This is a genomic window from Halosaccharopolyspora lacisalsi (assembly GCF_014137975.1).
In the GTDB taxonomy this organism is placed as follows: domain Bacteria; phylum Actinomycetota; class Actinomycetes; order Mycobacteriales; family Pseudonocardiaceae; genus Halosaccharopolyspora; species Halosaccharopolyspora lacisalsi.
In genome coordinates this window covers 23539-45304 of record NZ_JACGWZ010000009.1, presented here as the reverse complement: position 1 = coordinate 45304, position 21766 = coordinate 23539, and the positions used below count along the sequence as shown (strand labels likewise).

The window sequence follows — 21766 nt, the reverse complement described above, 5'->3', positions numbered from 1 at the left end:
GCTCGTTCAGTCAAGGGCACGGGGCACCGTCCGGGTTGCTCTGGGTCGTGGCGAGTTCGGCGACCGCGTCCAGGGTAAGGGGGCTGAGTTCGCGGCCCCGTGCGCGTGGGCGGGACGTGACGCCCGTCATGCCGGATCAGGTGGCGGCGTTCGGTCTCTGCTCACGTAGGGTCGTTGATCCACTGCATAAATCACCATTACGTGGGGTAGCACTCCTCTTGAATTCCGGCCCTCGCAGAAGAGAGGCTCAGAGACATTACTCCGTTTGGTGGGGAGGGTAGAGCCAAATGAGTGTCGTGGATGCCTCCGTGCCGTCTCAGCTCACCCCGATCTGGGACGAGCTCATCGGCGGCCTGGATCTCGGCGTCCTGCTCACCGATGCGCACGGTCAGGTGTTGGCTACCAACGACGTCGCGGCGGGGCTGATGCGGCTGAGCAAGTCCGACCTGCTCACCGGAGTGCGCCCCTACGGGTGGTCGATGTCCGATGACACCGGCTCGGCCATGCCGGACTGGGCCGAGCTGGCCGGCCAGGTGTTGCGGGCCGGATCGTCGTTGTCCACTCCGGCGGTGATCTTCTGGTCCGGACAGCCTTCGAGCCGGGTCTGGATCGATTATCACCCGGTCTCGGCGCACGGGCGTGACAGGGCGCTGATGTTGTTGCGACCGGTGCACACCGGTGTGTCGCACGGCCAGGGGTTGCTGGATCCGCTGACCGGGTTGCCGGGACGGGCGTTGTTGCTGGACAGACTGGAGCAGACGCTGGTGCGCTCCCGCGTGGGAGGCACGCTGACGACGCTGGTGATCGCCGACGTCCGGCGGCTGAGCGCGTTCAACAACGAGCACGGTTTCGCCAAGGGTGATCGACTGCTGGCCGAGATCGCCGCGCAACTGCGGCAGGGGCTCCGGGACGATCAGACCGTCGCTCGTTACGGAGGGGACGAGTTCGCCGTCATCGCCGATCACCCCACCGGCGCGGGCGTCGACTTCGCCAGGCGGGTCCGGGAGGTCGCCACCCGGTCGGTACGGATCGAGGCCAAGCAGTTCCGCCCGAACCTGCGGGTGTCCTGGGTCACCACGGACGGTCAGGCCTCGGTGCACTCCGTCATCGAGCGGGCTCAACACCACCTCCAGCACAGCTAGTGCCGGAGGTTCCCGTCGAGACCGGCCCCGGGCGGGAACGATGTCAGCGCTCGGGTTCCGTGCCGCTTCGAACGATGAGGGAGCGGATCGCATCGGGTGTTCCGGGTCGCGCGAAGAACCATCCCTGACCGGTCTCGCAGCCGATGACGGCCATGCGACGCGCCTGCTCGCGGGTCTCCACGCCTTCGGCCGTGACCGTCAGACCCAGTGTGTGGGCCAGTTCGACCAGGGTACGCACGATGTGCTCGTCCACGGGATCGGGCTCGTCGTCGCGGATCCCCTCCATGAAGGATCCCGCGACCTTGAGCTCGTGCACCGGCAGGTGCCGCAGGTAGGCGAGGTTGGAGTAGCCGGTCCCGAAGTCGTCGATGGCGATGCGCACCCCCATGCGCGCCAGCTCGCGGAGCGCTTCGAGCGGTTCGTCGGCGGTGCTCATGATCGCGCTCTCCGTGAGCTCCAGCTGGAGCTTGCCCGGGTCCAGCCCCGTTTCGTGGAGGATCTCGGCCACGTCCGCGACCAACTGGGGATCCCGGGACTGGCGCACGGCGAGATTGACGCTGACGAACGGTGCGGCGGCTCCGAACTCCTCCTGCCAGTACTTGGCCTGGTAGCACGCCTGCCGCAGTACCCAGCGGCCCAGTGACACGATCAGGCCGGTCTCCTCGGCCAGGCCGATGAACCGGTCCGGGCCGAGGCGTCCCAGCTCCGGGTGCCACCAGCGCACCAACGCTTCCACTCCGGCCACGTCCTCGGCCCGCAGTCCCACCAGCGGCTGGTACTCGACGTAGAACTCCTCGTGTTCCAGCGCGGCGGGCATGCTCGCCGACAACCGGAACTGGGCGACCTCCGTGGCGCTGCGTTCGGTGTCGAACAGCGTCCACCGGTCCTTGCCCTCGGCCTTGGCCCAGTACAGGGTCACGTCGGCGTCGCGCATCAGGCCGACCGGTGTCTGCTCTCGTGTCGGGCGTTCCACGATGCCGATGCTGGCCGAGACCGACAGCTCCTGCCCGTCGATGTGGATGGGATCCACCAGGGTCGCCAGGGCCTGCTCGGCGAGTTCGACGGCCTGCTCGGCGCCCCGGGAGCCCTGGAGCAGGATCAGGAACTCGTCACCACCCATCCGGGCCACCAGCCGGTCGGGGCCGCTGATCGACTCCGCGAGACGGTTGCCCACCGTCGTCAGCAACTCGTCACCGACGAGGTGCCCGAGGCTGTCGTTGACGACCTTGAAGCTGTCGAGGTCCATGTAGCACAGCGCGACCCGTCGCTCGTCGGGATTCTCGGCGACGTCCCCGTCTCCCAGCGCCTCCTCCAGGCGCTCCAGGAACAGCGCGCGGTTGGGCAGGCCGGTCAGCGGGTCGTGCAGCGCCTGGTGACGCAACCTGTCCTGCAACAGCTTGCGGTCGGTGACGTCCTCCACCAGCGCGACCTGGTACAGCGGGAGGCCCTCCTCGTCGCGCACCAGGGACACGATCAGCTCGGTCCAGGAGCGGCCCCCGTCGGGGCGGGTGAACTGCTTCTCCACCCGGTACTGGTCGCACTCGCCCCGGATCAGCTGCTGGTACCAGTGCCACACCGCCTCGATGTCGTCCGATTCCATCAGGTCGTGCACCGTCGTGGACCGCAGCTCGTCGGCCGTGCGCCCGAGGATGCGTCGCAGTGAGGCGTTGCCCTCTATGATCCTGCCCTCGGTGTCGGCGATGCCGATGCCGATCGCCGCCTCGGAGAAGATCGTCCGGAAACGGGCCTCGCTGGTCCGCAGCGCCTGCTCCACCGCGTCCCGCGCGTCCAGCACCGCCTGACGAATCGCCTCCTGCTCGTCGAGGGTGCGCTTGCGCACGGCCTGCATGAACCCCGAGCAGATCACCGCCTGGATCGTCGAGACCCGATCCCGCAGCGTCGCGTCCTCGCCCAGCCCCAGCAGCGGCAGCATCCGTGCACCGATCGTGGTGATCGTCCCGGACAGGGACGCGGCGCTGGTGAAGTGCATCGCGACCAGGTCGGCACCGACGGCATCCGCCGCGGCGGTGTCCAGCGGCTCACTCAGCAGCACCTCGACCAGCCGGTCGGTGTGGCCCCGCAGGTGTTCCTCGACCTCCGCGCTGGTCATGGGAACGTAGCTGGTGCCGACGAGGGCCTGTGCCCAGGCGGCGGCGAAACCGTGGCGGCCATCCCGCTCCACGGCAGTGGCTTCGCGAGCGCCCGGCAGGGGCGCTGTCCACCCGGTCATCCCCGCGGCGCCCTCCGCTCGTAGTGCTCGTTTGCGCCAGCCACGTCGGGAGCATACGGCCGAGGGGGCGTCCGGGTCGAACACGTACCACCGGTTACTCGCGGTGATGGGGACCGTTGCTCGGATGGTGTGCGCAAGAGCGTCTCCCCGGCTTCGACGAGGTGGTTCCGGTCTGTCGTCACCGTCCCACCTTAGAGGGTGGCGTTCCCTCCTTCAGGTTAAAAAGCCACAAGAGTGCTCGTATGTGCGTTAAGCTCTTGCCACACTTTCCGGTAAGCAGCCGTCACTCCGGCGGTGGGCCGATTCCCGGGGGACCAATATGAACCAGCCGAGTGGACGTCGACACCTGCGAGTACTGAGCTCCATACTGCCGATTCTCTGTGGAAGTGCCCTACTGGTCGGCGTCACCGCCCAGGCAGCCGTGCCCCCGCCACCACCGGTGGGTGATCACGCCATGGGCTCGCAGATCCGCAAGCACGAGGATACGGGCGAAAAGCGATCCCTCGAACCGGCTCCGAGCGTGCCGTCGGTGCCCGGGATCGATGTCAGCGGTCACCAGGGCACCGTGAACTGGCGGCACTGGTGGGACCGGGGCGTGAGGTTCGCCTACGTCAAGGCCACCGAAGGCACCGGCTACACCAGCCCCGACTTCGCACATCAGTACAACGGTTCCCACGGAGTGGGCATGATCCGGGGGGCTTACCACTTCGCCCTGCCGGACCGCTCCAGCGGCGCCGCACAGGCGAACTACTTCATCGACCACGGCGGTGGTTGGTCGCCCGACGGCAGGACGCTGCCGGGCGCCCTGGACGTGGAGTACAACCCCTACGGACCCGACTGCTACGGCAAGTCACCGCGTCGGATGACCGCGTGGATCAAGTCCTTCAGCGACACCTACCACGCCCGCACCGGTCGTTACCCGGTGATCTACACGAGCACGCACTGGTGGAACAAGTGCGTCAGCGGCGACTTCAGCTCGACCAGTCCGCTGTGGGTCGCCCGCTACGCCGACCACATCGGCGAGCTCCCCCACGACTGGGGGTTCCACACCTTCTGGCAGTACACCTCGAAGCCGCTGGACAAGAACTTCTTCAACGGCTCCTACGAGGGCCTCAAGCGCCTGGCCAAGGGGAAATGAGGGTTCTCGGAACGGCTGCTTAGGGCGTAAGTAGCGGAACCTCAGGCGGGGCCTCGCTGTGGGATCTGGGACATCGAGTAGCTAACGCCACGTCCCAGCTGTCCTCGCGAGGCCCGCGCCTGAGAACCCGCGGTGGGTCCCGTTGCGTGCCTGGTGGGAAGCGGCTTCGCCGCTTGCCTGACGGAGCGAGACGACGCCCGAGGTTCCCCACCAGACCCCTACGCAGGCCGATCGGGGAAACCTCGAAAGCTCAGTCGAAGAGGCGGGGGAAGGTGCCTTCCCAGGCTTCGCGCAGCTCGGTCAGCGGGATGTCGGCGACGTCCTGGATCTCCAGCGATTCCGACTCGGCGTCGACCACGCCGATCTTGGTGCACGGCAGCTCCCTGGCCACGCACATCTCGGTGAAGCGCAACTCCTCGCTGCGCGGAACCGCGACGAGCACTCGTCCGGCCGACTCCGAGAACAGCCACACGAACGGGTCCGCCCCCTCGGGCAGCACCACGCGCGCGCCGCACTCGCCGATCAGCGTCGTCTCCACCAGCGTCTGGGCCAGCCCGCCCTCGGACAGGTCGTGGGCCGCCGAGACCATGCCGTCCCGCGATCCCGTGCGCAGCACCTCGGCGAGCAGCCTCTCCCGGGCCAGGTCCACCTGCGGCGGCTTTCCGCCCAGGTGGTCGTGCTCGGCGCGAGCCCACTCCGAGCCGCCGAACTCCTCGCCGGTCTCGCCGAGCAGCAGCAGGGTCTCGCCCGCCTCCTCGCCGACGCCGGTGGGAATCCGGCGGGTGACGTCGTCGATCGTGCCGAGCACACCGACGACCGGGGTCGGCAGGATCGGCTTGGCCCCGGTCTGGTTGTAGAAGCTGACGTTGCCGCCTGTGACCGGGATGCCCAGCTCGACGCAGCCGTCGGCCAGCCCGCGCACGGCCTGCTGGAACTGCCACATCACGCCGGGGTCCTCGGGCGAGCCGAAGTTCAGGCAGTTGGTCACCGCCATCGGGGTGGCGCCGGTGACCGCGACGTTGCGGTAGGCCTCGGCCAGTGCCAGCCGCGCGCCCTCGTACGGGTCGAGTCGCGTGTAGCGGGCGTTGCAGTCGGTGGCCACCGCGATACCGCGCCCGCTGTCCTCGTCGACCCGCAGCACACCGCCGTCCGACGGCTGGGCCAGCACGGTGTTGCCGCGCACGTAGCGGTCGTACTGGCTGGTCACCCATTCGCGGGATGCGAGGTTCGGGGAGGCGGTCATCCGCAGCAGCGTGGCCCGCAGCTGCTCCGGCGTCTCCGGTCGCTCCAGCGTGTTCGGATTGTCCGCGGCGATCAGGTCCTGCTCGGCGGGCCGTTCCACCGGTCGGTCGTAGACCGGCCCCTCGTGGGCGACCGTGCGCGGTGGCACGTCCACCACGAGCTCGTCGCCGGAGTAGATCTCCAGGTTCTCGCCGTCGGTGACCTCGCCGATGACGGTCGCGGGGACGTCCCACTTCGCGCAGACCTTCATGAAGGCCTCCACGTCACCGGGGCGCACGACAGCGCACATGCGCTCCTGCGACTCGCTGGACAGGATCTCGGCGGCGTTCATCCCACTCGCCCGCAGCGGCACCTCGTCGAGGTCGACCCGCATTCCGCCGTCACCGGCGGAGGCCAGCTCGGAGGTCGCGCAGGACAGCCCGGCGCCACCGAGGTCCTGGATCCCCAGGACCAGCCCGGCGCCGTAGAGCTCCCGGCAGCACTCGATGAGGACCTTCTCGGTGAACGGGTCGCCGACCTGCACGCTGGGCAGCTTCTTGTGGCCGCCGCCGGACTCGTCGCCCTCGAAGGTCTCCGACGCCAGCACCGACACCCCGCCGATGCCGTCCAGCCCCGTGCGGGCGCCGAACAGGACCAGCTTGTTGCCGGTACCACTGGCGTGCGCCAGGTGCAGGTCCTGCGAGGGCAGCACACCCACGCACATCGCGTTGACCAGCGGGTTGCTGGCGTAGGACTCGTCGAAGACGACCTCACCGCCGATGTTGGGCAGCCCCAGGCAGTTGCCGTAGCCGCCGACCCCGGCGACCACGCCCGGCAGCACCCGTCGGGTGTCCGGCGCGTCGGCGGGACCGAAGCGCAGCGGATCGGCGACCGCCACCGGACGGGCCCCCATCGCCATGATGTCGCGGACGATGCCGCCGACCCCGGTGGCCGCTCCCTGGTAGGGCTCCACGTAGGAGGGGTGGTTGTGGCTTTCCAGCTTGAACGTGACCGCCCAGCCGTCGCCGATGTCGACCACGCCGGCGTTCTCGCCGATACCGGCCAGCATCTTGGAGCGCATCTCGGGCGTGGTCGTGGTGCCGAAGTACTTCAGGTGCGGTTTGGAGGACTTGTAGGAGCAGTGCTCGCTCCACATCACCGAGTACATCGCCAGCTCGGCCTCGGTGGGCCGCCGCCCCAGGATGTCGCGGATCCGCTGGTACTCGTCTTCGGCGAGCCCCAGTTCCCGGTGCGGTTGGGCCAGCTCCGGCGTCTCCCTGGCGTGTTCGACGCTGTCGGGCCGGACGGTTTCGGGGAGATCGCTGTGGGTCACGCTGTCACCAGTGCGTCGAGGGCGGACAGGAACATGCCGAGGCCGTCGTCGGTCGGGCCGGTCAGCGGGTCGACCGCGTGCTCGGGGTGCGGCATCAGACCGGCCACCCTGCCCGCGGTGTCGGTGATGCCCGCGATGTCGCGCCGAGAGCCGTTCGGGTTGCCGCCGACGTAGCGGAACAGCACGCGGCCGGAGCTCTCGAGCTCGTCGAGGGTGTCCTCGTCGGCCACGTAGGAGCCCTCGCCGTGCTTGACCGGGATGAGCACCTCGGCTCCCGGCTCGTAACGGGTGCTCCAGGTCGACGTGGTGTTCTCGGCCCGCAGCCACTGGTCGCGGCAGACGTAGTGCAGTCCGGCGTTGCGGGTCAGCGCTCCCGGGAGCAGTCCGGACTCGCAGAGCACCTGGAAGCCGTTGCAGATGCCGAGCACCGGCAGGCCCCGGCCCGTGGCCAGCACCAGCTCCGTCATGACCGGGGAGTACTTGGCGATGGCGCCGCAGCGCAGGTAGTCACCGTAGGAGAAACCGCCCGGCACGACCACGGCGTCGACCCCCTGCAGGTCGTGATCGCCGTGCCACAGGGCGACGGGTTCGGCGCCGGCGCGACGTACCGCCCGCTGCGCGTCCACGTCGTCCAGGGTGCCGGGGAAGGTGACGACTCCGATGCGGGCACCGGTGGCGACGGTCATGCTTCCTCCCGCCGTACGGTCCAGTCCTCGATCACCGGGTTGGCCAGCATCGTCTCCGCGATCCTGGACAGCGTCTCGTCGTCGACGTCGGCGGCGACCTCCAACTCGAAACGCTTCCCCTGACGGACCTCGGAGATGCCCTCGAAACCCAGTCGGGGCAGGGCACTCGCCACGGCCTGTCCCTGCGGATCGAGGATCTCCTGCTTGGGCATGACGTCGACAACGACTCGGGCCACGGGCGCTGCTCCGGTTCCGTGCGATGGCCAGCAGTACGTGTTAGAGCATACCTGACCTGCATGTTCACCTGACGCGAGGAGGCTGGGTATGCGGTGTGGGTCACGTCCGCCGAGGTCGCCGGGCTCGCCCGCACGAGTGCACCCGCCTGCGGAACCGGCGACCGCCGACGGGCTCAGGGAGACTGGTTCGTCCTGTCCTCGTCGATCTCCGCACGCAGGTGCAGCGCCCGCTGCCGGGAACGGAGCCTCGTCATGGCCCAGATCGTGATGCCGTGGGCCAGCGCCAGCACGAGCAGCACGACGCCGAGCCGGGCCACGACCGCCTCGAACGCGTTGCCCGCGCTCATGTCGATCGTCGAGATGAGGGCGAGCACGCCGAGTACGGCCAGGTGAAACAGGACACTGATGAGGCGGTTGACCGAGTCGGCGACCCGCGGGTCGGGGTAGACCTCCTCGAGGTAGGTCGCTCCGCTGCGTCGAATGAGGTGCCCGTCGACGAACACGAGCACGATGCCGACGACCAGGAACACGATGTGGGACTGCACGTTCGGTTCCATCGTCCTTCCGTCCTTCCGCGCGGTGCGCGCCGGGTTTCCCGCGCATGGTCAGGACTACCCGTCGTCCCCGATCGATCAAACCGCCGTCTGAAGGAACTTCGCGTACTCGGGCGATTACGCAGTGGCAAAATGGGCTCCCGGCGCGGTAAGCACGCCGGAGCGAAGGGGCCGAGGTGAGCACCGAACATACGCGCGGTCCACTGTCGACGGCCGTGGCGCAGCTGTGCGAGGGCCTGCGGCCGCAGGTCTGCGCGGCGACCGCGGCGGGACTCGACGACGTGCTGCGGCGGTTGTCCGCGCCGTTGCAGGTGGCGGTGGCGGGCCGCATCAAGTCCGGGAAGTCCACTTTGGTCAACGCGTTGATCGGGCGCAGGGTGGCACCGACCGACGTCGGCGAGTGCACGAGGTTGGTGACCCGCTTCCGGTACGGGACCGTCGACCGCGTCGAGGTGGTCTTCCACGACGGCGGCAGCCGGGCGGTGCCGTTCGACTCCGACGGCGCCATTCCCGCCGATCTGGGCATCGACGTCGACAGGATCTCGCACCTGGAGGCGTACCTGACCAACGCGGTGCTGCGCGATCTCACGGTGATCGACACGCCGGGACTGGGATCGCTGGACTCCGGTTCGGTCACCCGGACGGAGCAGGTGCTGGGTACGGACGACGAGCTGGATTCGGTCTCGCGCAGCGCGGTCGTCGGCGCCGAGGCGGTGCTGTACGTGGTCACCCAGCAGGTTCGTGCCGACGACCGGCAGATCCTGTCCGCCTTCACGAGCGCCACCGGCAGCCGGGACTCGGGGCCGGTCAACGCGCTCGCGGTGCTGAACAAGGTCGACACCGTCGAGCCGGACTCGGTGTCCGGAGCCGAGGGCGACCCGTGGCGGGCCGCGTGGACGTTGGCCGAGGGTCAGGCCGAGGTGCTCAAGCCCAGGGTCGCCGATGTCGTCCCGGTCGTCGGGCTGCTCGCGGAGACCGCCGAGACCGGCGAGTTCACCTCCGCCGACGCCGCCGCGCTGCACGAGCTCGCCGGGCTGGACGCGAGCACGCGGGAGATGCTGCTGATGTCGGCCGACCTGTTCACCGACTGGGACTGCGACGTTCCCGCGAACGTCCGAAGCGGGCTGCTGGAGCGGATGGACCTCTACGGGATCGGGCGTGCGCTGGAGGCCATCGACGCGGACCCCGCGATCACGGCGGGCCGACTGCGGCGTCTCCTGCTGGACTCCTCCGGGCTGGAGGCGGTTCGCGGCAGGTTGGACTCGCTGTTCCGCGTCCGCACGGACGGCATCAAGGCGGCGGCCGGACTGGCTTCGCTGACGGCGCTGGCCCAGTCCTCCGGGGACGACGGCGAGCGCAGCAGGGTGCACGACGCGATCGAGGTCCTGCTGACCAAGCCCGAGGCGCACCAGCTCCGGGTGTTGGAGGCGCTGACGCTGGTCACCTCGGGGACGGTGGAGTTGCCCGCGGACCTCACCGCGGAGGTACTGCGCGTCGGTGGCTGCGGCGACATCCCCGAACAGCTCGGAATGAGCGGGCGCGGTCCCCGCGAGCTGGCGGAGCACGCGCTGGATCGCGCGAAGTGGTGGCGTTCGTTCGCCTCCCTCGGCGCCACACCCGCGCAGAGCCGGATCGCGCACGTGGTGCACCGCGCCTACTTCCTGATCTGGAAGTGCCTCCGGGCGAGCGGGGAAGGATGATCGTGATGCGGTGGTTGCGGCGGTCACCCCCGGATCCCCCCGGCGTGGATTCACAGAGTAACGACGGTCAGGAAAATTCACACGTTGGTGGAACCGAGTCGTCCTCGCCTGCGTCTTCACCGGAAGTGGACTCGTGTGCCGTGCACACCACTGCCGGGGACGGTGCGGCCCCGGAACACACCGAGGCAGCGAACCCCGACCGGACGGATCCCGAGTCGGGCAGGACCGAGTGGGGAGCCGACATGACCGTCGTGGGCAGTGAGGCCGTCAGCGACCCGCTGAACCGGGCGCTCGCGGAACGGGCGAAGTTGATCGAACTGTGCATGTACGCACTGGACCGTGCCCGCAGCATCGGGGTGGCCGAGCGGCTGTCCGAGGGCATGGACGGGATCGGCGTGAAGGTGCTGCGGCCGGACGGGGAGCGCTTCGACCCCTGCCACCACGAAGCGGCCGGCACGGTGGACACCGACGATCCGGATCGGGACGGGTTGATCGCCGAGACCGAGGTCGTCGGCTTCGCCGATCGGGACCGCCTGGTGCGCCCTCCGGTCGTGACCGTGTACCAACTCGTCGTCGCCGAGTCACCGCGGTCGCGTCGATGACCTCCGAGAGCCGAGAAGCCACGACCACGACCGGAGCACCTTCCGGGCCGTCCATCGCGGGTTCCGGTGCGGCGACACCACTGCCCCAGCTGGTCAAGCGCACCAGGGACAAGCTGTTGTCGTTGGTCCGGGAGGTGGATCCGAAGGCGGCCGAGTGGGTGGACCGGGTTCGGCGCACTCCTCCGGAGGTGCCGAGCGTCGCGGTGGTCGGTGAGACCAACCGGGGTAAGAGTTCGCTGGTCAACGCTCTGATCGGTAGCCCGGGCCTGTCTCCCGCGGACGCCGAGACCGCCACGGCAACGTATCTGATGTTCGAGCACGGCCCGGAGTGGAGCGCCCACGGTTGCCATCCCGAGCACCGGGATCCGGTTCCCCTCGACCTCGGTGAGCTGGCCTCCAGGGTCTCGGCCACCCACGGACTTCCGGAGGGCAGGCCACCCGGTTACGTGCGGGTGCGCGCACCCCTGGAGCTGCTCGAACGGGTGACGGTGGTGGACACGCCCGGTGTCGGGGGGCTGGAGTCCGTGCACGGTGAACTCGCCGCCGAGGCGGCCGCCTCCGCGACGGCGCTGTTGTTCGTCGTCGATGCCTCCGCCCCGCTCACCCGCGGTGAGCTCGACTTCCTGCGCAACGTCGGTGACCGGGTGGAGACGGTGCTCTTCGTCCTGGCCAAGGCCGACCGGCACCGCGGCTGGAGACGGGTGCTGGAGGAGAACCGCAGGCTGCTGGCCGAGCACGCCCCGCGCTTCGCCGAGGTACCGATCCACGCGGTCTCGGCCAGGATGGCCGAGACCGCGGCTGAGGCCGCCGACGAGCGAACCGGCGAGCTGCTGCGGCAGCGCTCGGGCGTGACCGAACTGCGTTCGTCCCTGGAACAGCTCGTCGCGGGACGTCCGGCGATGCTCGGTGCGGCGAACACGCTGCGTGCGCTGTCCACCGTGCTGGACGAGCTGACCTCGCGGTTGGAAGCCGAGAAGCGCGCGTTGACGGTCGGCGAGGACGAAGCGGAGTCGTTGCGGACCCGGCGCGACGAACTCAACGCCGCGCGCCGGTCGTCCACCAGGGGGTGGCAGCTCAAGCTGCGCGGAGAGATCCAGCGCGCCAGGGTGGAGACCAGTCACGAGGTCACCAAACAGGTGCGCGAGGTGCAGAACTGGTTCCGCCGTGCCATCGATGCCGCCGACCGCGCCCAGCTGGTCGAGCTTCCCCGCCACGTCGACGCGGCCCTGCAGCTGGTCTCCTCACGGGTGTCGGCGACGCTGTCGGCCAGGTTGGGTGCGGTGGCCGAGTCATCGCTGGCCGAGCTGTTCTCCCACGACGAGCTCGCCGTGATCCGCTCCCAGTTCGCCAGGGGAACCCGGCGGTCCGTGGCGCTGCGGCCACCGGAGAAGCGCCCGCCCACGGCCGAGGACAAGCTGCTGGTGTTCATGGGGGTCTCCGGTGGTCTCGGCGTCGGCCGTGCGGCGGCGCTGCCGCTGGCGGGGGTGGGAGTGGCCGCGCTGAACCCGGTGGTGCTGCCGGTCACGATCGTGCTCGGACTGGGAGCGGGCTGGTGGATGGCCCGCACCCGCAAGCACGTCGCGGACAAGCAGCACATGAAGCAGTGGTTGACGGAGGCGATCGCCGACGCGCGCTCCACGCTCGACCAGCTGGTCTCCGAACAGCTCATCGAGGCAGAACAGCAGTTCTCGCTGGCGCTGGACGAGGTGTTGAGCAAGCGGATCGAGGCCATCGAGGGCGAGCTGCGCGAAGTCGACCAAGCGCTGAAGATGGACGCCGCCGAGCGTAGTCACGAGCTGCAGACCGTCAACCGTAGGCTGGACGAGGCCAAGGCGGGTCGCGAGCGGATCGAACGACTGCTGGCCGACATCCGTGGGATCCGCGACCGCTCCGGTTGACGGCGGTCGGATGTGGGTGATTCGTCGAACGGGGAACCAACTTGTCTTACGCTGCGTCACAACAAGGGAACGCAACGGATCGTTGCGCGAGCCGATCGAGGGGAACGGGCATGTACGTCGAGAACACGGGCGCCGGCGATGGCGACGTTCAGGTCACCGTCGATGGCCAGGAGTACACGGCCGAGGCCAACTACGACGTCGACGGCAACGGCGTCGACGAGACGGTCGCGGTGATGACCGGGGACGGCTTCCTCGCCTACACCGACGCCGACGCCGACGGCCGAGCCGATGTCATGCGCACCATCGACTCCCGGGGCGAAGTCACCAGCCAGGCCGGTTACGACGAGACCACCGGGGAATGGGTGGCCGAACCGCCCCAGCAGCCCGGCGCCGTGGACACCGGCGACGACGCGGACGCGAAGTCGCTGTTCGTGGACACCCCGGAGGGGGATCACAGCGTCGGTCCTCCCACGGAGGACACCAACGACGACGGCAAGCCCGACACCGCGATCGTGGACACCGAGACCGGCCAGATGATGGTCACCGACGTCGACGGCGACGGTTCGGCCGACCAGCTGGTCGAGATCAGCGACTCCGGGGAGGTCACCGTCGCCCACCACACCGGGGAGGGGCAGTGGACCGTGGTCGAGCAGGGGCGGCTCGACCAGCGGGGCGAGTACGCGCCGGAGCGGTCGGCCGAGGGGGACGAGGTGTGGCGGTTCGAGGAGCAGGACCGCCCCGAATCGGCACGCTCCGCCGGTTACCAGCAGGCCGCTCCCGACTCGGCCTGGAAGTGATCGGTTCGGTGAACGATTCAGCGGCTGTTCGGTACGCGAACCGGAAGCCGCCGAGATCATGTCCGGTTCGCCGGAAATACTTGTGCGCGGAGAGGGCTTGACGGGCGGATTTCCGGCCTTTTTTCGGGATGGGAGCCAACTGAATCGATTCCCTTATCGTTCCTGTGAGGGAAGCGACAGCACTGATCTCCGCTGTGGCCGCTCACGGCCGTTACTCTCGTTGCATCCCCACTTCGTTTCCATCCGGCTTTCCGGATGGAGCGAAGCTTTCCCTGAAAACGCCTCTGGGGCGCCGGTGGCGTGAAATTCGGGCTGTGGCGCCCAGTCAGGAGACACGACGCGATGACCGCTTTGACCATCCCCGGTCTCGACCAGGCACCTGTCACGCACGAACGTCTACAGTCGTGGGTACGCGAGGTTGCGGAGCTGACCACCCCCGAGCAGGTGGTGTGGTGCGACGGCTCGCAGGAGGAGTGGCAGCGACTGACCGACCGCCTGGTCGAGGCGGGCACCTTCAAGCGTCTGGACGACTCCAAGAAGCCGAACTCGTTCTGGACGGCCTCGGACCCCAGCGACGTCGCTCGCGTCGAGGAGCGCACCTTCATCTGTTCCCGCGAGAAGCGGGACGCCGGTGTCACCAACAACTGGATGCCGCCGGAAGAGATGAAGGCGACCATGACCGAGCTCTACAGGGGCTGCATGCGGGGTCGCACGATGTACGTCGTGCCCTTCTGCATGGGGCCGGTGGAGGCCGAACCGCCTCGGCTCGGGATCGAGATCACCGACTCCGAGTACGTCGTCGTCTCGATGCACATCATGACCCGGATGGGACCGCGGGTACTGGAACGCTTCAGCGAGGACGGTGACGTCGAGTTCGTGCCCGCGCTGCACTCCGTGGGCGCGCCGCTGGAGCCGGACGAGCAGGACGTCGCCTGGCCCTGCAACGACACCAAATACATCACCCACTTCCCCGAGGAGCGGATGATCTGGAGCTTCGGCTCCGGTTACGGCGGCAACGCGCTGCTCGGCAAAAAGTGCTACTCGCTGCGTATCGCCTCGGCGATGGCCCACGACGAGGGCTGGCTGGCCGAGCACATGCTCATCCTCAAGTTGATCTCGCCGGAGAACAAGGTCCACTACGTGGCCGCCGCGTTCCCCTCGGCCTGCGGCAAGACGAACCTGGCCATGCTGGAACCGACGCTGCCGGGCTGGAGGGTCGAGACGCTCGGCGACGACATCGCCTGGATGCGTTTCGGCAGCGACGGCAGGCTCTACGCGGTGAACCCGGAGGCGGGCTTCTTCGGCGTCGCCCCCGGCACCAACTGGAACACCAACCCGAACGCGATGCGCACCATCGAGCAGGGCAACTCGATCTTCACCAACGTCGCGCTCACCGATGACGACGACGTGTGGTGGGAGGGCCTCGAGGGTCAGCCGCAGCACCTGATCGACTGGAAGCAGCGCGACTGGACGCCGGACTCGGAGGAGAAGGCCTCCCACCCGAACGCGCGCTACTGCACGCCGATGTCGCAGTGCCCGATCATGGCGCCGGAGTGGGACGACCCGCAGGGCGTGCCGATCTCGGCGATCCTGTTCGGCGGTCGCCGCAAGACCACGGTTCCGCTGGTCAACGAGGCCTTCGACTGGCAGCACGGTGTGTTCATGGGCGCGACGATGTCCTCGGAGAAGACGGCCGCCGCCGCGGGCAACGTCGGCGAGGTCCGGCGCGACCCGATGGCGATGCTGCCGTTCCTCGGCTACAACGTCGGCGACTACTTCCAGCACTGGGTCAATCTGGGCAAGGAGCACGACGCCTCCAAGATGCCCCAGATCTACTACGTGAACTGGTTCCGCCGTGACGAGTCCGGCGAGAAGATCGTGTGGCCGGGCTTCAGCGAGAACTCCCGCGTGCTCAAGTGGATCGTCGACCGCATGGAGGGCAACGCCGCCGCCGAGGACACCTCCGTCGGGCGGGTTCCCACGGCCGACCAGATCGATCTCTCCGGTCTGGACACTCCGCGAGAGGACGTGGAGACCGCGCTGCACGTGGACGACGAGGAGTGGAAGGCCGAGATCCCGCGGATCGAGGATTGGTTCGAGTTCGTCGGTGACGACCTGCCCGACTCGATGCGCGACGAGCTGGAGGCGCTCAAGCAGCGCCTCAACGGCTGACTCGGGTTAGCTCGACGAGGGGAACGGGGTCGTCGGTGTTTCGTCACTGACGGCCCCGTTCTGGTTTTGTCCTACCGGGCGCTGACGGGGGTGACGTGGACCGTGCTGGGCACCTCGACGCCACTGATCCAGGGCACGGTGACCGTGTACACCTTCATCGGCGCGGGCAGGGTGACCGCCATCGACGCGGGGGTCGGGCCGGATAGCTGCCGCCCGGTGTTCATGTTCACGCGCTGGAAGCTGAGCGAAGCCGTCGCGGAGTGCTCCTGGTCCACGCGCACAGGCGTGCGCTGGTCGCTCGTGGGCCGTGTCGGAATGTCCAGCGCGTGCCCCGCCGGGTCGGTGAAGGTCACTCCCGGTGCCCCGCCGAGCAGGCAGCTCTGTCCGGGGCGGGCCGTGAACACCAGCTGGGTTCCGCTCTTGCCCATCCCCGAGTCCAGGCGCGTGGTCGTGACGTGGACCTGATCGGAGGTGCAGTACCGGTCGAAGTTCGGGTGGTCGCTCGGCATCGCCTGCGCCGCTCCGGCCGTCGACGCACTCACCAGTACGGCCGCGCCCACTGCTGCTGCGGCGGTCCCCATTTTCCGGAAACTCGTGCGCTTACCCACGGTCGTAACTCCCTGCTGTGTCACTCTTTCGCGTAGCTCTGTCTGGACGGCCGTCTCTTCCGAAGACGCTCGGGGCGACACGGGGTTGTTCGATGTGGTCGTGAACACACCAATTCGTGTGAGTTTGCTTCGTGAACAGGGAGCACTGCTCGGAGTCTCGCGCCCGCCGGTCAGCTCCTCGGCGGTCGCGTCGAGTGGCGGTGGAACCGCAGGGCAACGCCAAGGGTGTCAGTAACGGTCACACCCTTGGTGGAGTTGTCCACAGGGGTCCTGGCCGACCCCGTTCAGTAAACGCAGTCGGCATGACCTGCGGCTTCGCGGATCCTGGCGTGGTGCTGCGAGACCTGTCCACAGACGCCGCTCCCCGACTGCCAGTAGTGGCGACAGTCGGGTGACGTGCGGTTTGTGGACGATCCGTGCGCTGGATCAGCAGTGATGAGTTGTCCACAGGGATGTGTCGAGAATGCTCGGCGGGTCGTGTGGAGCGTTCTCCCGCATCGACCAGCTTCCGCGCGACCCGGGCGACCCCCTTGCGGATCAATTTGCCGCTGATCGTCTGGCCACCGGCGGTCAGGTACACCTTGTTCTCCATGTAGCCGGACTCCGTTGCGTACGCCTTGGCGCCGACGCTCTGCTGGTCGAGCCAGCCCCATCGGCGCAGCGGGCCCGTGAAGCCGCTCTGCCGCATCCCGAACGCGCGGGCCGCCTCGCGCAGGCCCATCAGACCACTGCTGCCGAAGAACTCGTTCGCGACCAGCACTTTCGGCCTGTCCTGCTCACGGGCCTGCTCGACCTCCCAGCGCTTCGCGCGCTCCTCGACGAGCAGCTCCCGCGCCGTCTGCGCCGCTTCCCACGCGGCCTTCGCCACGGCTTCCGGGTCGGTGGTGTCCACCCGGCGCGGGTCGACGTAGGCACCCGTCCGGCGGATCGTCGGCAGCACCTCGCGGGTCACCCAGTGCTTGAACTGCTTCGCTGCGGGCCTGCGGCTACGCAGAACAAGTGAGTACAGACCTGATTCGTCGATCAACAAGTAGCCCTGTGGACCAACTCCTGCCCGACGGTGCTTACTAAGCACCGTCGGGCTGACGTGCAGTTTTTCTTCTTCGTCGAGGTAGCGTGTGCTCCGCACCGGTTTTTCTAGCCCCGGGGCCGTGCACACGTCGAGGGCCACGAACCACGGCCGGCGGTCGCGCTCGACCACCCGGATCGAGGCCTGGTTCATGAACGTGAAGGTCCGGACGTCCGTCACTGCTCGTTCTCCCGAATACGTCGTGAGTGGTCACCACGTGCTTTCCCGAAGAGATTTCAGGCTCCGGGGGAATCGTTCTCCGTCGGCTGCGCCCGTGCGGTTCATCGCCCGTACCGCTGTGTCTCGATGCACGCGCTTGATCGACGATGTTGCCACGGCGGCGTTCCGCCGGTCGAATCACCGTCGGAGGGCCGGTGCGCGATTTTTCCGGCCGTGACGGGAAAAACCGCGATGATCTGGAACCTCCCGGCGTCGCGCGCGTCTTGGGGAGTGTTCGGGAATCAGCAAGCGAAAACCCGAGGGAGGTGCGTCATGGCCGGACTGGCGATCCTGGTGCTGGGGGTGTTCGCCGCCGTCGCGGTGTTGTTGGTGACCCCGCGAGACGCGGACGACGGTGTCGATGACCCCGAAAGTGGAGGGGTCGACGGCATCCAGTCTCCGCGCTCGGCGGAGCGATCGGTCGGAACATCCCGTGACAATTCCCCGACGGGGATGGCCGGATGAGGAATCCGCGAAAGCAACCGGGGAGTGGGCCGATCCGCGAGGATTGCCCACTCCCTCTTTCGCTCTCAGCGTTCGCGGCGCAATGAGCGGGTGATCCCTGCCGCGACGGTGGTGGCCAGAACCCAGCCCGCCGCGATCAGCACCGTCGTGATCCACTGGGAACCGCCCGCGGCGCGCCACATCACGTCGTGACCGAGATTGATGATCGGCAAAAGTTGGTCCACGGTGTAGAGAACTGGATTCCACACGGGATCGTCCTCTTCGTTGAGCGGTTCGAGCTCGTGCAGGCTGAACCACGCCGTCCCTCCTGCGGCGAACAGCAGCAGCCACATCAGTGCTCGCCCCGGCCGGTAGCCGTAGCTGACCGTGATCAGCTGCAACAGGCTCCACACTCGGACCGTCGCCCGCAGCGGCGGCCGGACGGTTTGGGCGACCGCCCGGTACCTGCGCCGCTGCTTCTCGATCAGCACGGTCACGGCGTGTTCCTCGTTGCCGTTCTCCCGGAACACCGCGGCCAGTTGGTCGTACGGTCCGGGTTGGTACGTACCGGAGGTGGTGCGCAGCCATTCCAGCCGCTGCCGGACCCGCTCGGTGTCGGTGGACTCGATCGGCTTGGAGAAGTTGCCGTAGACGAAGTCCTCCACGTCGACCCCACCCGTGGCCTCCCACAGCGTGGCGTTGTCCTCGAGGAGTTCGCAGTGGGCCTGCCGCAGCAGGATCCGGCCACGTGGTGGCTCGGGCGGACGCATCGCCAGCTCCTGCGTGCTCAGACCGAACGCGTTGAGCGCGTTGGTCGCGCTGCCCTCGCCGAGCTGCGCTCCCCACAGGTTCGTCTGCCGGCCGATCACCGCGCGCCGCAGTTGCACCTCTCCCTCGGCGCTGAACGCCCTCCGTCCCGCTGCGCACACCAGGTCGTGCCCCACGTTGCCCGCGCGGAGGTCCAATGAGGACTTGTAGGCCCCGCGGTGCCGGTGCCAGGCGGGTTTGGTCAGCACGGTGGAGCGCAGGTCGAGGTTGGCGCCCACGTGGACGCCCTGAAGCTGCAGCGTTCCCGTGATGTCGGCGTCACGGCAGTCCAGGTTGCTGCCCACCCGTATCCGGTTGGCTTGCAGGACGTCGGTGCGCGGGCCCACGAGAGCGGCCTCGTTGAGCTGGAAACTACCGCCCACCCGAGCGTCGATCATGCGCAGCTGGCCGTGCAGCGTGGCTCCGATGGCCTCGACGTTGCCGAGCACCTCGGCACCGTCGATGTGCATCGAGCGCAGTGGCCGCTCGACCGAGTCCGTCGACGAGCGCGACCAGCTCAGATCGATCGTGGAGCCGCTCATGCGCAGGTCACCGCTGATGCGGGTGCTGACCATGCGGATCGTGCCACCGCTGAAGAATCCCTGGTCGAGCTGGGCGTCCCCGTTGATCTCGCTGCGGTCGAGGATGAGGGTGCTGACGGGATCGTCGTGGGTGGACTCGTCCCGCTTCGGCGGACGTACTCCCGGCTCCAGCACGGCATCACGCATCCGCAGGTCACCGGCCAGGTGCGCGCTGGGCATGAAGATCACGCCCGCCGCGGAGAACACGCCGCCGCGATCGGGATCGACACCGGCGCGCAGCGAGCCGCTGATCTGGATGCCGTTGCCGTTGAAGGCGTAGCGGCCCCGATTGCGCAGGACGGCGCCGCACAGGTTGACGTTGCCGCCGATCTTCGCCCCGGGAATCCGGAATTCGCCGGACACCCGCAGCCGCATCGCCAGCAGCGCCCCGCCGACCGAGAGTCGATCGGCGTGCACGGCCCGGTACCCGGGGTTGTGCAGGCTGTTGTCGATGAGTTCCAGCGAGCCGCCGATCTGGGCGTCGGTGAGGCTGACCAGACCGGTGCTGGTGCAGCTGTACAACACCGTGTCGTTGGTGGTGCGCATGTTCCGGGCTCTCGCGCCGGGCAGGCGGCAGTGCGAGAGCACCAGTCCGGCCAGCTGCGCCTGGCGCAGGTCGGGCGTCTCCTCGAAGCGGCAGCGCACGAACTCCAGCAGGTACGGCAGTTCCGCCGCTCGCAGGTCGAGCCCGCCGGTGATGACCGAGTCGCGAACCCGGATCACCGGCGGTTGCGCGCTGCGACGCCAGAACGGCAGCCAGCCACCCTCGTCGGGGGACTCCACGAGTCTGCGCGTGAGGTACTCCCCGCGGACCTCCTGGCTCGGGTCGTGGAAGTCGGCGTGGACGTCGAGCCGTACCGGCTCCTCGGCGCGGCGGTTGCCCCAGGGTCTGCCCTGGCCGAGGAGTTCGTCGAGGCGCTGTTCGGCGACGGTCGGCGATCCGTTGCCCTCCCAGGGTCTTCCCGGCACTTCTCGCCCTCCAGCATTGATGGTCGCCAGCGCTGGTGATCGTCGGCGCTGACGATCACCCGACACGCAAGGTATCCGATCGAACACCTCTTCCACGTGGACGTGTGATCTCGGCGAGGAGTTCCCGCGCTCACCCGGTTGCAGTAGACCGACGGGCTTTTTCGAGTGGAGGGTGCGGTGGGCCGGTCCCGAATGGACGCTCTCGGCCCGGAGCCGAGCTCCCGGAGAACCAGTAACGTGTCCGGTGAGGGGAGGAGTGGGTATGCGTGCCGTCCAGTACCACACCGTGGGTGAGCCGCCGGAGGTCCGCGAGGTCGCCGCTCCCGAGCCCGGCCCGGGCCAGGTGCTGCTCGAAGTCACCGCCGCCGGGTTGTGCCACTCCGACATCGCGGTCATGAGCTGGTCCGCCGAGCAGTACCCGTTCCCGCTGCCGATGACTCTCGGACACGAGGGCGCGGGCCGCGTCGCGGCTCTCGGGGGCGGGGTCGAAGGGATCTCCCACGGGGACTCGGTGATCGTGTACGGCCCGTGGGGATGCGGTCTGTGTCATTACTGCGCGCGCGGCAAGGAGAACTACTGCCTGCGAGCGGCCGAGCTGGGGATCGACCCGCCCGGCCTGGGCGCTCCCGGTGCTCTCGCCGACTACCTGCTCGTCGACTCGGCGCGGCACCTCGTGCCGATCGGCGACCTCGATCCGGTGCGGACGGTGCCGTTCACCGACGCGGGGCTGACGCCGTATCACGCGATCAAGCACTCGCTGCCCAAGCTGGTACCGGGAAGCACGGCGGTCGTCATCGGCGCGGGCGGTCTCGGCCACATCGCCATCCAGTTGCTGCGGGCGCTGTCCCCGGCGCGGGTCGTGGCCATGGACGTCGGCGAGGCGAAGCTGGAGGCGGCTCGGCGCGCGGGGGCCGCCGAGGTGCTGTACTCCGACGAGCACGCCGCGTCGAAGGTCCGCGCACTCACCGAGGGGCGCGGTGCCGAGCTCGTCCTCGACGTGGTCGGCAATGACGCCACCGGTGCCACGGCCGTGGGCTGTGCGGGGGTGGAGTCCGATTTGACGATCCTCGGCGTGGGCGGTGGCAGTCTGCCCGTCGGTTTCGGCCGGGTCCCGTACGAGTGCGCGGTCTCCGCGCCCTACTGGGGTGCCCGTGACGAGCTGATCGAGCTGGTGCGCCTGGTCCGGCAGGGTGCGGTGCGGTCCGAGGTCGAGGTGTACGGGATCGAGGACGCCCCCGGCGCGTACGAACGGCTGGAACGCGGCGAGGTCAACGGCCGTGCCGTCGTCGTCCCAGGTCGCTGATTTCCTGCTCGCCGAACCCTCGTTTCCCCGGTGCCCCGGAATTTTCCCCGATATCGA

At 68.7% G+C, this 21766-nt stretch carries 17 protein-coding genes; 9 read left to right on the top strand and 8 right to left on the bottom strand.

What is annotated here, in order from left to right; translation table 11 throughout:
* Nucleotides 1-287 precede the first annotated feature (287 nt).
* Nucleotides 288-1142: a GGDEF domain-containing protein gene (locus FHX42_RS24575; protein WP_182546848.1), complete on the top strand. Its 855-nt coding sequence runs from the start codon at nucleotides 288-290 to the stop codon at nucleotides 1140-1142.
* A 43-nt stretch (nucleotides 1143-1185) separates the two neighbouring features.
* Here FHX42_RS24575 and FHX42_RS24570 read toward each other — a convergent pair whose 3' ends face one another.
* Complete coding sequence (locus tag FHX42_RS24570; protein ID WP_182546847.1) at nucleotides 1186-3372, bottom strand: putative bifunctional diguanylate cyclase/phosphodiesterase; 2187 nt, start codon at nucleotides 3370-3372, stop codon at nucleotides 1186-1188.
* Nucleotides 3373-3691: 319 nt separating this feature from the next.
* On the opposite strand from FHX42_RS24570, the gene FHX42_RS24565 reads away from it, so the two are divergent.
* Nucleotides 3692-4510 (top strand): lysozyme, encoded by an 819-nt coding sequence (locus tag FHX42_RS24565; protein ID WP_182546846.1) that lies wholly within the window; start codon nucleotides 3692-3694, stop codon nucleotides 4508-4510.
* A gap of 250 nt (nucleotides 4511-4760) precedes the next feature.
* On the opposite strand, the gene purL is transcribed toward FHX42_RS24565, so the two are convergent.
* The 4 genes from purL to FHX42_RS24545 form a co-directional block, all read right to left on the bottom strand.
* Complete coding sequence (gene purL / locus FHX42_RS24560; protein WP_182546845.1) at nucleotides 4761-7064, bottom strand: phosphoribosylformylglycinamidine synthase subunit PurL; 2304 nt, start codon at nucleotides 7062-7064, stop codon at nucleotides 4761-4763.
* Entirely contained in the window at nucleotides 7061-7750 is a 690-nt protein-coding gene (purQ, locus tag FHX42_RS24555) for a phosphoribosylformylglycinamidine synthase subunit PurQ (protein WP_182546844.1), read from the bottom strand. Before purQ ends, purL begins: the two co-directional genes overlap by 4 nt.
* A complete protein-coding gene (gene purS / locus FHX42_RS24550; protein WP_182546843.1) occupies nucleotides 7747-7986 on the bottom strand; it encodes a phosphoribosylformylglycinamidine synthase subunit PurS in 240 nt (79 codons plus the stop codon). Before purS ends, purQ begins: the two co-directional genes overlap by 4 nt.
* Nucleotides 7987-8159: 173 nt before the next feature.
* Nucleotides 8160-8543 carry a hypothetical protein gene (locus FHX42_RS24545; RefSeq protein WP_182546842.1) on the bottom strand — a complete coding sequence of 128 codons (384 nt, stop codon included), beginning with the start codon at nucleotides 8541-8543 and terminating at the stop codon, nucleotides 8160-8162.
* 173 nt (nucleotides 8544-8716) lie between these two features.
* Here FHX42_RS24545 and FHX42_RS24540 point away from each other — a divergent pair, with 173 nt between their 5' ends.
* The 5 genes from FHX42_RS24540 (at nucleotide 8717) to FHX42_RS24520 (ending at nucleotide 15709) form a co-directional block, all read left to right on the top strand.
* Nucleotides 8717-10240, top strand: a complete 1524-nt coding sequence (locus FHX42_RS24540) for a dynamin family protein (RefSeq protein ID WP_182546841.1) — start codon at nucleotides 8717-8719, stop codon at nucleotides 10238-10240.
* A gap of 242 nt (nucleotides 10241-10482) precedes the next feature.
* Complete coding sequence (grpE, locus tag FHX42_RS24535) at nucleotides 10483-10842, top strand: nucleotide exchange factor GrpE (RefSeq protein ID WP_182546905.1); 360 nt, start codon at nucleotides 10483-10485, stop codon at nucleotides 10840-10842.
* Nucleotides 10839-12740: a dynamin family protein gene (locus FHX42_RS24530; protein WP_182546840.1), complete on the top strand. Its 1902-nt coding sequence runs from the start codon at nucleotides 10839-10841 to the stop codon at nucleotides 12738-12740. Before grpE ends, FHX42_RS24530 begins: the two co-directional genes overlap by 4 nt.
* A 110-nt stretch (nucleotides 12741-12850) precedes the next feature.
* Nucleotides 12851-13537: a DUF6802 family protein gene (locus FHX42_RS24525; protein ID WP_182546839.1), complete on the top strand. Its 687-nt coding sequence runs from the start codon at nucleotides 12851-12853 to the stop codon at nucleotides 13535-13537.
* 342 nt (nucleotides 13538-13879) lie between these two features.
* Nucleotides 13880-15709: a phosphoenolpyruvate carboxykinase (GTP) gene (locus FHX42_RS24520; RefSeq protein ID WP_182546838.1), complete on the top strand. Its 1830-nt coding sequence runs from the start codon at nucleotides 13880-13882 to the stop codon at nucleotides 15707-15709.
* Between the two features lie 71 nt (nucleotides 15710-15780).
* Here the strand turns inward: FHX42_RS24520 and FHX42_RS24515 are convergent, their stop codons facing one another.
* Nucleotides 15781-16317: a DUF4232 domain-containing protein gene (locus FHX42_RS24515; RefSeq protein WP_182546837.1), complete on the bottom strand. Its 537-nt coding sequence runs from the start codon at nucleotides 16315-16317 to the stop codon at nucleotides 15781-15783.
* Nucleotides 16318-16555: 238 nt separating this feature from the next.
* Nucleotides 16556-17566, bottom strand: a complete 1011-nt coding sequence (locus FHX42_RS24510; protein ID WP_182546836.1) for a BRO family protein — start codon at nucleotides 17564-17566, stop codon at nucleotides 16556-16558.
* Between the two features lie 312 nt (nucleotides 17567-17878).
* Between FHX42_RS24510 and FHX42_RS24505 the strand changes: the two genes are divergently transcribed.
* Entirely contained in the window at nucleotides 17879-18070 is a 192-nt protein-coding gene (locus FHX42_RS24505) for a hypothetical protein (RefSeq protein WP_182546835.1), read from the top strand.
* A 65-nt stretch (nucleotides 18071-18135) separates the two neighbouring features.
* Here the strand turns inward: FHX42_RS24505 and FHX42_RS24500 are convergent, their stop codons facing one another.
* Complete coding sequence (locus FHX42_RS24500) at nucleotides 18136-20406, bottom strand: oxidoreductase (protein ID WP_182546834.1); 2271 nt, start codon at nucleotides 20404-20406, stop codon at nucleotides 18136-18138.
* 262 nt (nucleotides 20407-20668) lie between these two features.
* Between FHX42_RS24500 and FHX42_RS24495 the strand changes: the two genes are divergently transcribed.
* Complete coding sequence (locus FHX42_RS24495; protein ID WP_182546833.1) at nucleotides 20669-21709, top strand: NAD(P)-dependent alcohol dehydrogenase; 1041 nt, start codon at nucleotides 20669-20671, stop codon at nucleotides 21707-21709.
* Nucleotides 21710-21766 lie beyond the last annotated feature (57 nt).

What these genes read in the sequence shown, in the direction of transcription:
- FHX42_RS24575 (WP_182546848.1), top strand. Translation starts at nt 288, where the DNA reads ATGAGTGTCGTGGATGCCTCCGTGCCGTCTCAGCTCACCCCGATCTGG.
- FHX42_RS24570 (WP_182546847.1), bottom strand. Translation starts at nt 3,372, where the DNA reads ATGACCGGGTGGACAGCGCCCCTGCCGGGCGCTCGCGAAGCCACTGCC.
- FHX42_RS24565 (WP_182546846.1), top strand. Translation starts at nt 3,692, where the DNA reads ATGAACCAGCCGAGTGGACGTCGACACCTGCGAGTACTGAGCTCCATA.
- purQ (WP_182546844.1), bottom strand. Translation starts at nt 7,750, where the DNA reads ATGACCGTCGCCACCGGTGCCCGCATCGGAGTCGTCACCTTCCCCGGC.
- FHX42_RS24545 (WP_182546842.1), bottom strand. Translation starts at nt 8,543, where the DNA reads ATGGAACCGAACGTGCAGTCCCACATCGTGTTCCTGGTCGTCGGCATC.
- grpE (WP_182546905.1), top strand. Translation starts at nt 10,483, where the DNA reads ATGACCGTCGTGGGCAGTGAGGCCGTCAGCGACCCGCTGAACCGGGCG.
- FHX42_RS24530 (WP_182546840.1), top strand. Translation starts at nt 10,839, where the DNA reads ATGACCTCCGAGAGCCGAGAAGCCACGACCACGACCGGAGCACCTTCC.
- FHX42_RS24525 (WP_182546839.1), top strand. Translation starts at nt 12,851, where the DNA reads ATGTACGTCGAGAACACGGGCGCCGGCGATGGCGACGTTCAGGTCACC.
- FHX42_RS24520 (WP_182546838.1), top strand. Translation starts at nt 13,880, where the DNA reads ATGACCGCTTTGACCATCCCCGGTCTCGACCAGGCACCTGTCACGCAC.
- FHX42_RS24505 (WP_182546835.1), top strand. Translation starts at nt 17,879, where the DNA reads ATGGCCGGACTGGCGATCCTGGTGCTGGGGGTGTTCGCCGCCGTCGCG.
- FHX42_RS24495 (WP_182546833.1), top strand. Translation starts at nt 20,669, where the DNA reads ATGCGTGCCGTCCAGTACCACACCGTGGGTGAGCCGCCGGAGGTCCGC.